This is a genomic window from Chryseobacterium sp. GTID13 (assembly GCF_056172655.1).
Map to the genome: position 1 here is coordinate 744,722 of NZ_JAOCMB010000002.1, position 15,908 is coordinate 760,629.

A 15,908-nucleotide genomic window follows, 5' to 3' on the forward strand; every position below is an offset into this window, starting at 1 on the left:
TTTAGTTTATATTGATCAGCCTTCGACTCCGCTCAGGCTGACATTCTAAAATTACCCACTTATCTGTGAATTTGGTCAGCTGAGCGGAGTCGAAGGCTAGGTATTTAATATCGCATTAATTTTTAATTCCGATTTTTCCGTACCCAGCTGGTCTATTACTTTTTTCAGCTCCGGATAATTGCTCATCTGTTCCCATGAATTTGCAAACATTGTGATATTTTCAATTCCTTTTTCCAGGCTAATCATAAAATGTTGCTTTCTTTGGATCAGTCCTCTGAAGCCGTAAGCTCCGAGTACCTGCAGGAATCTCATCATCTGAATTGGTTTTACCGAGTTTCTTAGTTGGTGTTGAACTTCCTGATCTTCAAACTGTCCGATGTAATAATCAAGCATTTCGCTTTTAAAATCTTCCGGAAAATTAGCTTTAGCCTGAAAGAGGAAAGAGATCACATCGTACATTAAAGGGCCTTCCATAGCAGACTGATAATCGATGAACGAAACTTTAAGATCTTCATCAACCATAATATTCCTTGCCTGGAAATCGCGGATCATGATTCCCCTCGGTTCAAGATTTTCAATGAGTCCGGAAATTTGTTTAAACTCTTTTAACAGGTCAGATTTACGGTATTCAAGCTCGAGAACATCGGCTACAAAGTTTTTAAAATAATAAAGATCGTGGGTTACGGGAAGTTCATCATAACTTTCATATTCAAAAGTCCTTGAAAAATCGATTTTTCCTTGCGTACTGGTCTGAAGCTGAAAAAGTTTTTCCAGAGTCTGTTTTACCAGTGCTTTTACCCTGGAAGAAAGTCCTTCTGCAGCAATTATTTCAGAAAACGTTTGTGCTCCGAGAAACTCCTGGATGTATATTTTTCTGTCTTCTGAAACAGCAAAAATTTCAGGTGTATTAAGGTGAAGTTTAGAAAATAAATCAGAATAATAGAGGAAGCTTTCGTTTTCCGGAATGTTTTCATTGCTGGTAACAATGTATTTTTTTGTGCCGGACCGGGCCAGGAAATTTACCCTCGCGGAACCGCTTTGAGCCAGCGTAACAAACTCAGAAGAAGGTTCATTCAGGTATTTTTCAAAAAATCGTTTTGCGTTTTCGGAAGTCATAATATGGAAACAAATATACTAATTTAATGGGAGTTTATAAATTGAGGGTTTCGGGTTTTGGGATCCGAGGTTCGTGGTTGGGTTTGAGAGTTTGAGGATTGTGAGCAAATAGTTTTTATAAATTTAAAATCTTATGTCTGATATCTGGTATCTGCAATCTGATATCTAAATAAATCTTTTTTAGCTCAGGTTTCAGTCTAATTTTTATCTTTGTACCATGCTAAAGGATTTTAAACCAGTATTAAACATTCTGCTGAGGTTCATTATTATTTACCTTGTACTGCTTTTTGGGTATCAGTTTTACCTGAATGCGGGTAAAGAGGGTGGACTGGATCCTTTTTCCCGAATGATTGCCAATCAAGTGGCATCTGTCCAGAATGCTACAGGTTTCCCGACGCTGCTTTATGATGATGTGAAAAACGAACAGGTTTGGTTTTATGTAAAGAAAAATTATGTAACAAGAATGGTGGAAGGCTGTAATGCTGTTTCTGTAATGATTTTATTCTTAGCTTTTGTTTTTGCATTTTATAAAGGGACCAAAACCTATATTTTTGCTCTTGCCGGACTGATTCTGCTTTATATTATGAATCTCCTGCGAATAATAGGACTGAATGTCGTCATGGTAGATCATGCGGAATATGGAAAAATGTTCCACGATTTTATTTTCCCTGCCGTGATATACGGAACGGTAGTGGTTCTTTGGCTGGTATGGATTAAATTCTTTGCTTTAAAAAATGAAAATTCTTAACTGGTTTTTGGTCATAGCAGGAATCTGCGGGCTTATAAGTGTACGGATATTGGAAGACAAAATATTCTATGACCCTTTCCTGGAATACTTTCATGAAGCCAATAAAAATATTCCGTTTCCCGGGTTTGTATGGGGGAAATTAATAGCAGGGCATCTTTTCAGATTTATCCTTAATCTTGGTTTTTCCTGCCTTATTATTCAATGTCTTTTTAAAAACCGCCAATGGACGGTGCAGGCAGCTTTGCTGATTACCATTATTTTTGCGATTACTTTTCCGATCTATCTTTACTGCATCTATGACCGATTCGATATTGGTTATCTTTTTTCTTTTATATGAGAAGATTTGTCATTCAGCCACTGGCTTTACTTTTGATTGTCCCGATGTTCTATTACAGAAAACAGTTGGGAAAAGCAGGTAAGTAGCAGTAAGAAAGTTTCGGGATGCGGGTTTCGTGATTCGAACTGACAAACAAACTCTAAAACCTTAAAACTCTCTGACTCTCAAACCTAATCTGCGGTGTGTTTGTCTACGCTGGTTACATTCTCTGGTGTCCATTCTACTCTTTTTACAAAATCTTTTTCGCGGACAGGGCAGTCTTTGATCTGGCATACTGGGCATGATATTGGTTTGCAGTCGTCCATATGGAAATTGAATTCCACACTTCTTTTGGTGTTTTTAGCCAAAAGAATAATCATTTTTTCCATTTCGTCATGGGCTTCCCGAAGGCTGTAGTACCAAGGTAAGGTAATATGGGCATCAATATGAAGATTGGCTCCGAACTGCTGGATCTTCATATTATGGACGTCTATCCACTCTGTTCTTCTGTTTTCCTCGAGTACCCTGATAATCTGGTTAAGCAGATCGGGATCCTGCTCATCCATAATACCGCTTAACGATTTTCTAACGATTTTATAGCCAACAAAGATAATGTAAAGACCAAAAATAAGAGCAACAACGGAATCCAGCCAGTAGATCTTTGTAAAGTATACCACTACTAAACTGATCACGACTCCTAATGTGGTAATAGTATCAGACTGGAGATGCTTTCCGGATGATATAAGAACCAATGAGTTCTCTGCCTGACCTTTTTTAATAGAAATATATCCCAGAAGATAATTGACAACAGCAGTTGCAGCGATGATCCATATTCCGAGATCAAGCTTGGCCAGTGTTTTTCCTATAATAAGGCTGTTGACCCCTTCATAGATGATCATAATCCCTGCTATAGCGATTAGGGCACCTTCGATACCGGAGGTTACAAATTCTACTTTTCCGTGGCCGTACGGGTGGTCTTCGTCTTTAGGTTTGGCGGCAAGATGAAGGGAGTAGAGTCCCATAAATGCGCTGATGACATTCACAACGCTTTCCATAGCATCAGAAAATACAGCATCAGAGTTGGTAAGCTTCCACGCGATGATCTTTCCTATAAATAAGATGACCCCGAAAACGGCAATCAGCCTTTGGAATCCTATTTTGTCTTTACGGGTATTGGTCTTTTTATTTTCCATAGTTTGATAAAAAAAGAATCTCAATTCTGAGACTCTTTTTATTTTGTTAGTTTAAACTAAGTTGTTGGCTGATAAGTATTCTGCAATCTGTACAGCGTTCGTTGCTGCTCCTTTTCGCAGATTGTCTGCCACGATCCAGAGGTTGAGCGTTTTAGGCTGCGAAAGGTCCCGTCTTATCCTTCCGACAAATACTTCGTCTTTGCCTTCGGAGTAGAGCGGCATCGGATATTCGTTGTTTTTCACATTGTCCATTACGACAACACCTGGCGTTTCAGATAAAATTTTTCTTACTTCATCAAGGTCAAATTCATTTTCGAATTCAATGTTTACACTTTCTGAGTGGCCTCCCTGAACAGGAACCCTCACTGCAGTTGCTGTAAGATTGAATGTATCATCCCCTAAGATTTTCTTAGGCTCTTTCATTAATTTGATCTCTTCCTTAGTGTAATCATCATCGCTGAATACATCGCAGTGAGGAAGAGCATTTTTGAAGATCTGGTAAGGATAAACTTTAGCAACGCTGTGATCTCCGCTGATTTCGGCGTTAAGCTGATCAACGGCATTTTTCCCTGTTCCTGTTACAGACTGATACGTAGAAACAATCACTCTTTTCAGGTCATATTTCTTATTTAATGGGCCCAGAACCATTACCAACTGAATGGTAGAGCAGTTCGGATTGGCAATGATTTTATCTTCTTTTGTTAAAACATTGGCATTGATTTCCGGAACGACCAGCTTTTTGGTTGGGTCCATTCTCCATGCTGAAGAATTATCAATCACCGTGGTACCAGCTTCGGCAAAAAGAGGGGCAAATTCAAGAGAAGTATCTCCTCCGGCAGAAAAAATGGCAATATCCGGTTTGGCAGCTATAGCGTCTTTCATGCTTACAATGGTAAATTCTTCCTGTTTATACTTCACCTTCTTGCCTACAGATTTTTCGGAAGCTACCGGAATTAATTCTGTTACAGGGAAGTTTCTCTCCTCCAAAACTTTAAGCATAACTTGTCCAACCATTCCTGTTGAACCTACTACAGCTACTTTCATTGATTTAATTAAAAATTTAAGGTTAAACTTTTACAAAGTGATCAACTCAACTTTGTCTTTTATGTTTTAAGCCCCAAAGACTCTTGTCCAAGGGAACGCGAATGCAAATAAACCTGCAGCGATAAGTCCCATAATAACAATTCCCAAAGAAATCGTGTCATTGGACTTCACTTTTTTGTTGATGATCGTCATCAATACTGCAGCGATCAACATGGAGAACGGATGTTCCACATACTGGAATCTCAGGTCAGCGTTTTTCATTACTGATCCCATATCCAATCCTTTTGTGAAATTAATCACAAGCATGATGATTCCGATTAAAAACTGAACGTGGAAGAAGATCATTGTAAAGAGAGTCATCTTCTTTAAAAATTTGTTCACTTTACCACTAAAGCCGAACATTGTGGCTAAAAGGGCAATAATAAATAATGATACCAAAGCAAGTTCAAGATACCCAAATCCTTTGTGTGCATTAAGCAAAATCTTGTAAAAATCCATATTCAATTTTTTGTACACAAATATAGCAAAAATCCCGGCGAAAAGCCGGGATAGATATTTATAAAATCTAATATTGTGATCTTATTAGAATCTGTAAGAAAGAGAAGCAGCCCAAGTTCTTCCGAATCCGAAATAAACGTTGTTGCTAACATCTAAACCTTTGTAGAAATTTTTAGGATTTGCATTGTAAGCATCAAGCTGTTGTTGAGCTGTTAACCCTCCTGCAATATCTTTATAGTCTGATAGTGTTTTTTTGTTTGAAGATCTTAAATCTGAAATATAAGTAGTATCAAATAAGTTATAGATATTTGCTGTAACTATTAGTCTGCTACCATTGTTCAAATTAAATGTATAAGAAGCTCCAATATCTGTAAGGTTATAAGAAGGAGCCTTCAAAGATCCTTTTTCTGCTCTGGCAGCTGGTACAACTCCATCTTTAATAATATAGCTATTATTGATACTAAACGTTCCGTACAAATTATCATAATATCTCCAAGTTGCGAAAACATCAAGGTTTTTAACAGGCTTCACTGTTGCTCCTAATGCAGCTGTTGTTTGTGCAGCATCTCCAACTTTCAGTCCATCCAAGGCCAAAGTAACTCCGTCCACTCCGTTTGTAATAATTGGATCTCCGTTTACGTCAGCTATTCTTCCTGTTGGGTTGTTTTTATATTTCCAGTTTCCTAGGGAAAGCATTCCATTTACTTCTAACCAGTTTAAAGGTTTGTAGAATGTCTCTAGTTCAACACCCATGTGCACTTCTCGTACACCTGTTAAACTTGCGGTACCATTTGTACCGGGAGTACCATCAGCATTATTATAAGCAATACCCGTAACACGTACAAATCTGTCTTTCCAGTCTGTGTAATATCCGTTCAGATTGGCTCTGAATTTGTCACTTTTGAATCCGTAACCGATTTCTACAGAAGATACTTTCTCATTTCTTATATCTTTGTTTTCAATTTGCTGATACAAAGAACCAAATGTTTTAGTTGGTAATGAATAAGGGAAAATAGCATTTTGATTCGGTTGTTTAGAATAAATACCAGCATTTACGAAAACATTGTGATGTTCGTCGATGTTATAATTCACACCAGCTTTTGCATTATATCCAAATCTGAATTTTTGATCAGTTGTTTGGCTTACCGCTTGTCCTTGCTGTGTAGTAGATATACCAGTAGGAACGGCAGATGTTCCATCCCAAACCCATTTATCAATTCTTTGGTTGCTCTGCTCAGATGCAGAACCCTGTACGAAAGCTGAAATTTTATCATTCGTATATTCTAACTGTCCGAAAACACCACCCCAAAGAACTTTACCATCATAATTTCTGTACACAATCTGTGATTTGTCTTTTACAGCAGCGGCAAACGGGTTTGCAGAAGGTGTTGGATTGTATGATTGTGTAACGGTATAATATGGGAATTGGTTATAGTTACCAGCTTCGCGGTATTCCTTGTTTCCTAAGAAGTCAGTAACAAGACCTGGGTGATAACCATAGTAGTATCTTGCGTCAATCCCTACTGAGAAATTCCAGTTATCATTAACTTTATGTTGGAAATTAGATAAAATTCCATACCAGTCATGTGAGTTTACACTAGCTCTTCTTGTGATACCATTAGAACTTGTACCAATAAAAGGAGTTTTGTTATTGGCTCCGAAATCGGCAACTGCTTGTCCTGTGTTCCATGCATAAATGTCATCAAAACGAATCAAACCGTCTGCGGTTTTTGGTAGAGCATTAATATTTTTTCCGTTGATAGAACCTAAAACCCCAGTTCCACCACCTCTACCCCAAGAAGCATATCCTACCGTAGATAATTTTGATTTTTCAGAAATGTTCCAATCCCAGTTGATGGATGCAACAGGTTTGCTATAGTAATTTACACTTTGTGAAAATTGTCTGCCATTCAGATATCCCCAGTTAGAATTGTATTTTCTATTTGGTTTATCAGATAAAACACCATCTAATCTTCCATCACCCATATCTAAATCGGTTGCGATGGTGTTGTTAAAGGTTTGGTTATGCCATTGTGGAGCACCTGTAAAGGTAAACTGGAAATCATGTTTTTTATTTGGCTGGAAACCTAAAGCGAAATAATAATTGTATGCTTCAAAATCTGAACCGTCAATGTACATTGCTCCAGCTGTTCTACTCATCAAGAATGAAGTAGACCATCCTTTTGCGGATTTTCCTGTATTATAAGAAAATAAAGTTTTAAGATAACCGTCATTACCAAGACCTAAAGTTACATTACCTTCTCTCTTCTTATCTGCAGCTCTTGTAATAACGTTAACTGTACCTCCAACAGAAGCAATTGCTAATTTTGAAGCTCCTAAACCTCTTTGTATCTGCATTGCTGAAGTTACATCAGAAAGTCCTGCCCAGTTAGACCAATATACAGTACCTCCTTCCATATCATTAACAGGAACTCCATTAATCATTACTGCGGTATTAGAAGTATCAAAACCTCTTACGTTCATACGTCCGTCTCCAAAACCACCACCACCTTTTGTAGCATAAATGGAAGGAGTTGTTGATAAAATCTCAGGAAATTCTTGATTTCCTAATCGTTGTACAATCTGTGCTTCCTTAATGGTTGAAACTGCTACCGGTGTTTTTCTATCCTTCGCAATATCAGCAACACCAGTGATTACAACTTGTTCAATGTCATTGGATTTAGTTTTCACTGTATCCTGAACTTCTTGAGCATAATAAACACTAGCTGTAGATAAAGTAATTACTACGGATAGCATCGATTTGTTGATTAATTTCATAATCGTTAGTAATAGTTAGATTTAATTTTCTGCAAAATTCGCGAAATAAAATTTAACTAATATTAACTGTATGTTAATTTTTACTCAATCTGAATAAGATTTAAGTTGTTGATTTTCAATGCAATGAATAATAATTGAATTTTCACATGAAGAAAATCATATTATTGAGTTTTTAACAAATAGGTGCTGTTTTTATTAAAAATATAACGCTATTTCACGGCTTTGAGACTCAAATCGATATTTTCAGCTGAGTGGGTAAGGGCTCCGGCAGAGATATAAGTAACTCCTGTTGATGCAATTTCTTTTAACATATCACGGGTGATTCCACCTGAAGCTTCCGATTCACATGATCCATTGATCATTTCTACAGCCTGCTTCATCATGACAACATTCATATTGTCGAGCATGATCCTGTCTACTTTGGCTTTAATGGCTTCCTTAACTTCCTCCAGGCTTCTCGTCTCAACTTCAATTTTTAGCTTTTTCTTATGGGTCTTGATATAATCTTTTGCCATTTTAACAGCATTGGTAATGCTTCCGTTATAATCGATGTGATTGTCTTTCAGCATAATCATGTCATACAGACCATATCTGTGGTTGGTTCCGCCGCCTATGGCAACAGCCCATTTTTCACATACCCTGAAATTGGGAGTTGTTTTTCTGGTATCTAAAAGCTTTGTTTTGGTTCCCACCAGCCTGGAATCCCAGTCATGAGTAAGGGTTGCAATTCCGCTCATTCTCTGCATGCAGTTCAGGACAAGCCTTTCTGTTGATAGAATTGATCTTGCGCTTCCTGTTACAATAAATGCAACATCGCCTATTTTGGCAGCCTGCCCGTCTTTAATGAAAATTTCGATTTTTAAATCCTTATCAAAAGTTTTAAAAATAATCTCCGCCAGTTCAACACCTGCTAAAATACAGTCCTGCTTTACCAGAAGTTTGGCACTCTGTTTCAAATCCTTTGGGATTGTGGAAAGGGTAGAGTGGTCACCATCCTGAATGTCTTCTTCCAGGGCATTTTTAATGAATGTTTTTAATACTTTATCTGTAGCGTAGCTTGGTCTTTTCATTATATTTTGCTTTTAAGCTAAATCTTTATTATAAAATGCTCCTTTATTTTCCGTCATTTCCATAGATTGGGTAATGATGAGGTGGGCAACTGTCGTAAGGTTTCTTAATTCAGATAGTTGTGGCGAAAGAATAGAGTAGTGATAGATCTCGTCCACGGCAGCTGCAATTTCCTGATGTTTCTGCAAAGCCATATTCAGACGTTTGTTGCTGCGTACAATACCTACTAAATCGCTCATCATTTCCTGAAGCTGCTTTCTGAGGTAACTTACGATTACCATTTCATCCATAATCTTCATTCCTTCTTCATTCCACTCCGGAACAGCCTTTAAATCATCGAAATTAAAATTGTTTTCATTCAGAAGGTCAACTGTTTTTATAGCTGCATTATGCCCGAAAACCAAACCTTCGAGTAAAGAGTTTGATGCAAGCCTGTTGGCGCCATGTAATCCTGAATTGGTGCATTCTCCCACTGCAAAAAGATTCCTTATGGAAGACTGCCCGTCTCTGTCCACTTCAATGCCGCCCATGAGATAATGACAGGCTGGAACCACGGGAATCAATTGTGTGAAGGGATCAATTCCTTCATCTTTACATTTTTTATAAATATTGGGGAAATGTTCTAGGAATCTTTCATGATTCATTTGCTTACAGTCTAAACCGACAAATTCGTCTCCGGTAATTTTCATTTCGGCGTCGATGGCTCTTGCCACAATATCCCTTGAGGCTAATTCTTCACGCTCATCATATTTGTGCATGAATTTTTCACCTCTTTTGGTTCTCAATTTGGCTCCGTCACCACGAACGGCTTCCGAAATTAAAAACAACATACCATCCAGTTTACTGTAAAGGGCAGTCGGGTGGAACTGATAGTACTGCATATTGGAAACTTTACCTTTTGCTCTCGCAACGAAAGCAATTCCGTCACCGGTAGCAATGGTAGGATTGGTGGTATTTTTGTAAACATGTCCCGCTCCGCCTGTGGCAACTAATGTTATTTTCGAGGTTATTTTTTTGATGATTTTTGATTTTTCATCTAAAATATAAGCTCCATAGCAGTTAATTTCGCCTTCACTTATTTCTTTTCCCGGAACATGGTGCTGGGTAATGATATCGATAACGTAATGATGGTCGAGGATCTCAATATTAGGACTGTTGTTGGCTGTTGCCAGAAGGGCTCTTTCAATCTCAAATCCGGTAATATCTTTATGGTGAACGATCCTGTTTTCAGTATGACCGCCCTCTCTTCCCAAAGCAAATTCTCCGTTTTTCATATCGAAATTGGCACCCCATTCTACAATTTCATTGAATCTTGTAGGGGCTTCCCTTACCACCATTTCTACCACATCGCGTTTGTTTTCTCCGTCTCCGGCACGCATGGTGTCTTCAATATGTTTTTCGAAATTATCATTTTTAAAATCGGTGACTACGGCCAGTCCGCCCTGTGCATATTTGGTATTGCTTTCGTCTTCATCAGATTTTGTTACGATGATGATCTTGGCATCAGGGAGCTGTTCAGAAACTTTAATGGCATAGGAAAGTCCCGAGATGCCGGAACCAATTACTAATACATCCGCTTTTATCATATGCTTGCTTTAGGTACGATCATTTAAATATTAAATAAATTTAAACAATTTTTCGTTTGGTTTTCTTACTTTTTTCATGTGCTGGAAATGGTCTTCTTCGGAACGGTAGCCTAAAGCCAGGGTTACAGTCACTTTTTCTGTATCCGGATTGATATTGAGAATCTCTTCCATCACATCCTGGCGAAAGCCTTCCATAGGACATGAATCTATATTTTCAATAGCGGCGGCGTACATCAGATTGGCCAGTACTATATAAGATTGCTTTTCGGCCCAGTTGAAAATCTCCTCCTGTGTTTTTTGGGTAATATGCTGGTTAATGCTTTTTCTGAACAGATCCAGCTTTTCAACAGGAGTTTCCCTTACTTCAGAAATGTGGTTAAAATAGCCATGAATATAATTTTCCTCAATGGTTTTCTTTGAAATGATAACGATGAGGTGTGAGCAGGTGGAAATCTGCGACGGATTATAGAAAGCCGGAATTAATTTCTGCTTCATTACCTCGCTTTCTACTACCAGTATTTTATAGGGCTGAAGCCCGAGTGAGCTTGCGGAAAGCTTCCCCGACTCAAGAATGTTGTGAAGGGTGTCCTGAGGAATAATCTCATGATTAAATTTTTTCACAGAATATCTTCTGCTTAAAGCTTCCAAATAATTCATAGGACAAATTTAAGAATTGAATATGAATAAAGTGGGTTTATAATGAAATATCTCCTTATAAGAAAAAACAAAAAAGATCACTTCAAATCTGAAGTGATCCCGGGTATTTAAAAAAATAATCAATTTTAATTTATTCTCTGTTCTTTACCATGATCCAGCCAGAGAATTTAATAGGGGTATTCTTGCTGTTGTTTTCGTTCCATGTGATAGAGTACCAGTAATTTCCCGTAGGAACTTTTTTGCTTCCGTTGGTGGTGCCGTCCCAAACGTATCTGTTGGATTTATCGGCCTGGAAAAGCTTGTAGCCATATCGGTCAAAGATTCCGATTTCCAGATTCTTTTTATTGGAAAGGGCCGAATAATCAATGGCATCATTTATCCCGTCTCCGTTTGGAGTAATCACGTTTATCAGATTAGGAACGGTAATATTGATCTGAATAGGTTCGCAATCATAGCTGTCCTTTACATATATTTTGGTTTCACCTCTCGGTACACTGTTAAATATATTGGAATCCTGCCATTGAATGTTGTCCATTGAATATTGGTAAGGCGGCGTTCCTCCGTTCACAAAGACAGTCACTGTACTTCCTGAAATATCAATGTTGGTCACTACAGGCTGCTCCGAAGCATATACTTTTACAGTCTGTAAAGTAATACAGTCTCCGGTCTTCAGCTTCACCCAATAGGTTCCTACACCTACATTAGTTATGGATTGGGTAGTAGCTCCTGTGCTCCATTCATAACCGTTGAAACCTGGTCCCGCATCCAGAGTGGTTTTATCTTCAATACAGATGATCTTATCTTTAAGTACGCTTGAATAAACCGGTGAAAGTACTGTTAATGTCACTTTCGCAATTGAATAACAGCCCTGTGCATTAAATACTTTTACATACACTACACCTGATGGGGCGGTATAGGTCAGGAAGCTTAAAATTTCATTGGTTCCGTTTACTGCATCTGATAAAGAAGGGTAATATTTTTTAGTAGCTCCTGTCAGAGTAGTTACCGTAGCATTGCTTAGATTGAATGTTCCCAGAGAAGGATTGGTTTCAAGGAAGCATGATCTTAAATTAGCATCGGTTACTGGTACAATCGGGTTGAGGTTTAAGGTAACTTTTGCCACGCTTACACAACCCTGAGGTGTGGTCACTTTTGCAAATAATATGGCGGCTCCTGAAGCATAGGCTGTAGGATTGGGAATCTGGTTGATCCCGGCATTCAGTTCGGCCATTGTATTGTAAAATTCCATAGTGCAGCCTGGTACTGTTGTTAATGCTGCCGTGGTAAGGTCAAATGTTGCGGTACCTGCATTATTGTTATTACAACCTGTAAGTGAGGCGTCGGTTGCTGCAAACGGGGTTGGATTCAGTTGTATGACTCCGTCTCCATTGTCACAGAGCGTGGAGGTTGGATCTTTAATGACCACTTTGATAGTTGTATTTCCGGAATAGGCAAAGTTTGCCGGATTGGCAATAGGCGTTGAGCTTCCTAAAATATAATAGGTAAATATGTAATTGGCAGGATTGTTAACGAACTGTGAATTGAAAGATGTTAAATCTACAGTTCCTGTTCCTGTTGCCGGATTGGTACATACAAATGGCGTTACCGTAGCATTCAGAATCGGAACTTTATCTACGAAAACTTTAACATTTTTGATAGAATGTCTTGCACTGGCACCTCCTGTGGCTGCAGAAAATCCGAAATATCCCTGGCTCATTCCTATGGCTCCACCTGAAGGGGCAAAGGATTGGTCAACAATAAGAACTCCATCCAGTTTTATTTTTATGATCCAGTTGGTAGGATTGGTAAGATCTGTTTCCCCGTTTACCTCTACATGTTTGAATGTAGGACCTACAAACGGCTGAGTAGCAATAAGATCAGGGAGTGGAATGTACTGCCCGGAGTGTTGTTGTATTCAATATTGTTTCCGGCAGTATTATTGGTTCCGTAGAGTAAATGGATTTTACTCATCTGTCCTTCCGTGGTATTGTTGAAAATATCAAAGCCTACCATCAGTCCGGATGCGTTTCCGGGAATTCCGAGCCCGCCACCGGATACAAATCCTGTTGGAGGATTGGCAAGATACCAGAATGTAAACCCGTCTCCTCTTCCGAACTGTGCTGTTCCGTTTCCATCGATTCTAAAATCAAATTCTACCTTCCATTTATCGCAGTAGCTTAATGTGATAGGAGTGGCCAGCTTTATAGCGCCATACAGATTTCCGTTATCTGTGGTAAGCCTCACAAAGTCAGTATCTACGGCTGCATTGGAAACAAGGTCCCAGCCGGTAGTGTTCACCGGGTTTCCTGTAAGCTGATAAGTCTGGGAAAACAGCTGTCCTGAAAAGCATAGAAAAATAGTTAAATAATAAAGGAGTAGTTTTCTTTTCATATGAAGCGATTAGTTTTTGAGGTTATTCCTGTAAATATATTTATTTTCTTCTCTCGGATATAATGTATAATTGTCAAATGATTAGTAAAAATTGTCAATTTTACAAGTAATTTTTAAAATTTATAAAAAATGATTAAAAATAAAATATATTTTATTTGTTGAGTTAAGATATGATAAGCCTTTATTCCGAAAGCTCAATAGTATTAAAAAAATCACTCCGGTAAAGGAGTGATTTTGTATGATAAACCCATTATTCTCTGTTTTTTACCAATACCCAGCCTGAATATTTCGTAGGCGTATTGTTTTTATCATTTTCATTCCATGAAATAGAGTACCAGTAGGTTCCTGTAAGGACTTTTTTGCCGGATGCAGTTCCGTCCCACTTAAAGTCTCTCAGTTTATTGGCTTCATACAATTTATTGCCGTATCTGTCATATACTATGAAAACAAGATTTTTCTTGTAGGCCAGTGCAGAATAGTCAATGAAGTCATTTACGTTGTCGCCGTTTGGTGTAATGGCATTAATCAGATTAGGAACGGTAATCTGAACTTCAACAGGTGAACAGTTATAAAAATCTTTAACGTAAACCCTGGCCTCTCCTCTGTGCAGTCCTGTAAATGTATTCGAATCCTGCCAGTCGATTCCGTTTAAGGAATATTTATAAGGTGGTGTACCTCCTGAAACATTCACAGTCACTGTTGTATTGTTAATATCGATGCTTGTAATAACAGGATTTGCAGAAGCGATAACTTTTACCATCTGCAGTGCAATACAGTTTCCTGTTTTCAGCTTTACCCAATAAAGTCCAACACCTACACCCTGAATAGAAGGAGTAGTTGCGCCTGTACTCCATTCGTAGCTATCAAAGCCCGGGCCTGCATCCAGATCGGTTCTTCCGTCGATGCAGATGATTTTATCCTTTAAAATGGAGGATGTCACTGGCGGCAGTACTATAAGATTCACTTTTGCTATACCGAAACATCCGTTAGCATCTGTTACCTTTACATAGATGGCAGTGCTTACCGACATATATTGGGAAGGATTCACAATTTCATTGGATCCGCTTAAGGCATCTGCCACACTTGTGTAATATTTCTTTGTAAAGCCGCTGCTTAATGTAGTTACATTGGCAGAAGTAAGATCAAATACGGCGCTTGTAATATTATTCTGCAGGAAGCATGATTGTAATGTGGCTTCTTTTACCGGGGTTTCAGGGAAAAATGTTAATGTAATTTTTGCAGTACCGGTACAGCCCTGTGGAGTTGTAACTTTTACATAGACTTCTCCGGGTGCAGAAGTGTAAGTGCTGGGATTTGCAATTTCGTTGGTGTTGGCATTCAGGTCATTCAGGGTTTTATAATATTTTCTGGTTGCACCTGCTACATCCGTTACGGCAGCATTATTAAGGTTGAATATTCCTGTTCCTGCTTTATTATTGTTACACGTCGTTAAAGTTTTGTCGGTGAGGGTAAGTGGGGCCAGAACCAACAGTATTTTTCCGTCCGGATTATCACATAATATTCCTGCATTATCTTTTACAATTACCGTAACGGTAGTATTCGTATTGAACTGAAAATTAGTAGGATTGGTAATAGGAGTTGAGCCCTGAAGGTAAGTAAATGTATAGCTTGAAGGATTGCTTACAAACTGAGAGTTGAAACTCGTTAAATTTACAGACCCGAATCCTGTGGCAGGATTTGGACAGAAGGACTGTGTTGCCGTATTTTGAAGAATTGGAACTTTATCGGTGTAGATTTTTACATTTTTAATGGAATGTCTTGATCTTGCAGCTCCTGTAGAAGCTGAAAACCCAAAATATCCGATAGTCATTGCAGCGGCTGCTCCTGAAGGAGCGAATGACTGATTACAGATTGTCGTACCGTCAAGCGTTATTTTTATGATCCAATTAATAGGGTTTGCCGGATCTACCTGCGCTGTTACTTCAACATGTTTGTATGTTGTACCCTGGAAAGGTTGTGTTGTATTCAGGTCCGGTGAGTGAAAAGAGCTTCCGGCAGTATTAAAAAATTCTATATTGTTAGTATCTGTCGTATTGGCAACCTGTCCGTAAGCAACATGTACTTTGCTCATTGTGGAGCCTGTTGTGTTGTTGTAGGTATCAAATCCTACGATAAGGCCGACTGCATTTTGAGAAACGCCGAGACCGGAGCCTAATACACTGGCAACGGGTGGATTGGCAAGATACCAGAATGCAAGCCCGTCTCCGTTGGAAGTTTGGTTGGAATCCATCCTGAAATCGAATTCAACTCTCCATTTATCACAGTATTTTAAGTTGATCTGGTCATTAAGACGGATTGATCCCGACTGGTTATTGGTATCCGGGGTGAGCTGGACAAAATCACCCATTACCTGGGTAGGGGCAACCATTGTCCATCCGGTAGTACTTACAGGATTTCCGGTTAGCTGATAGGTTTGGGAAAACACTCCTCCTGACAAGAAAAGCAGAAAGAGGGAAATGTACGACAGTAAAAATTTATTCATTGACGTGGGA

Annotated in this window: 12 protein-coding genes and 1 pseudogene; 2 read left to right on the forward strand and 11 right to left on the reverse strand. The window is 38.7% G+C overall.

The genetic code is table 11. From position 1 onward, the window contains the following. Positions 1-96 precede the first annotated feature (96 nt). Positions 97-1,116, reverse strand: coding sequence for an aminoglycoside phosphotransferase family protein (locus N4G44_RS03705; protein WP_474924665.1), 1,020 nt, complete (start codon positions 1,114-1,116; stop codon positions 97-99). 217 nt (positions 1,117-1,333) lie between these two features. Between N4G44_RS03705 and xrtF the strand changes: the two genes are divergently transcribed. Beyond that, positions 1,334-1,864: an exosortase family protein XrtF gene (gene xrtF / locus N4G44_RS03710; RefSeq protein WP_474924666.1), complete on the forward strand. Its 531-nt coding sequence runs from the start codon at positions 1,334-1,336 to the stop codon at positions 1,862-1,864. After that, a pseudogene (locus tag N4G44_RS03715) lies at positions 1,851-2,287 on the forward strand (exosortase F system-associated membrane protein). The gene xrtF and the pseudogene N4G44_RS03715 overlap by 14 nt, the downstream one beginning before the upstream one ends. Before the next feature lie 84 nt (positions 2,288-2,371). Here N4G44_RS03715 and N4G44_RS03720 read toward each other — a convergent pair. The 10 genes from N4G44_RS03720 to N4G44_RS03765 all read right to left on the reverse strand — a co-directional run bounded on the left by N4G44_RS03720 (position 2,372) and on the right by N4G44_RS03765 (position 15,898). Then, on the reverse strand, positions 2,372-3,373 hold the full coding sequence (locus tag N4G44_RS03720) for a cation diffusion facilitator family transporter (protein WP_474924667.1): 1,002 nt from the start codon (positions 3,371-3,373) through the stop codon (positions 2,372-2,374). A 51-nt stretch (positions 3,374-3,424) separates the two neighbouring features. After that, positions 3,425-4,417 carry an aspartate-semialdehyde dehydrogenase gene (locus tag N4G44_RS03725; protein ID WP_474924668.1) on the reverse strand — a complete coding sequence of 331 codons (993 nt, stop codon included), beginning with the start codon at positions 4,415-4,417 and terminating at the stop codon, positions 3,425-3,427. Between the two features lie 66 nt (positions 4,418-4,483). Further along, complete coding sequence (locus tag N4G44_RS03730) at positions 4,484-4,915, reverse strand: hypothetical protein (protein WP_474924669.1); 432 nt, start codon at positions 4,913-4,915, stop codon at positions 4,484-4,486. An 84-nt stretch (positions 4,916-4,999) separates the two neighbouring features. Then, entirely contained in the window at positions 5,000-7,693 is a 2,694-nt protein-coding gene (locus N4G44_RS03735; protein ID WP_474924670.1) for a TonB-dependent receptor, read from the reverse strand. 209 nt (positions 7,694-7,902) lie between these two features. Then, the gene (nadC, locus tag N4G44_RS03740; protein ID WP_474924671.1) at positions 7,903-8,763 is read right to left on the reverse strand and encodes a carboxylating nicotinate-nucleotide diphosphorylase; all 861 of its coding nucleotides are present in this window, start codon (positions 8,761-8,763) and stop codon (positions 7,903-7,905) included. Positions 8,764-8,775: 12 nt separating this feature from the next. Continuing rightward, on the reverse strand, positions 8,776-10,347 hold the full coding sequence (gene nadB / locus N4G44_RS03745) for an L-aspartate oxidase (protein ID WP_474924672.1): 1,572 nt from the start codon (positions 10,345-10,347) through the stop codon (positions 8,776-8,778). Between the two features lie 30 nt (positions 10,348-10,377). Further along, the gene (locus N4G44_RS03750; protein ID WP_474924673.1) at positions 10,378-11,004 is read right to left on the reverse strand and encodes an NAD(P)H-dependent oxidoreductase; all 627 of its coding nucleotides are present in this window, start codon (positions 11,002-11,004) and stop codon (positions 10,378-10,380) included. A gap of 130 nt (positions 11,005-11,134) precedes the next feature. Further along, positions 11,135-12,721: a T9SS type B sorting domain-containing protein gene (locus N4G44_RS03755; RefSeq protein ID WP_474924674.1), complete on the reverse strand. Its 1,587-nt coding sequence runs from the start codon at positions 12,719-12,721 to the stop codon at positions 11,135-11,137. 134 nt (positions 12,722-12,855) lie between these two features. Beyond that, complete coding sequence (locus N4G44_RS03760; RefSeq protein ID WP_474924675.1) at positions 12,856-13,395, reverse strand: L-type lectin family protein; 540 nt, start codon at positions 13,393-13,395, stop codon at positions 12,856-12,858. A gap of 250 nt (positions 13,396-13,645) precedes the next feature. Next, on the reverse strand, positions 13,646-15,898 hold the full coding sequence (locus N4G44_RS03765) for a T9SS type B sorting domain-containing protein (RefSeq protein ID WP_474924676.1): 2,253 nt from the start codon (positions 15,896-15,898) through the stop codon (positions 13,646-13,648). Between the last annotated feature and the right edge of the window lie 10 nt (positions 15,899-15,908).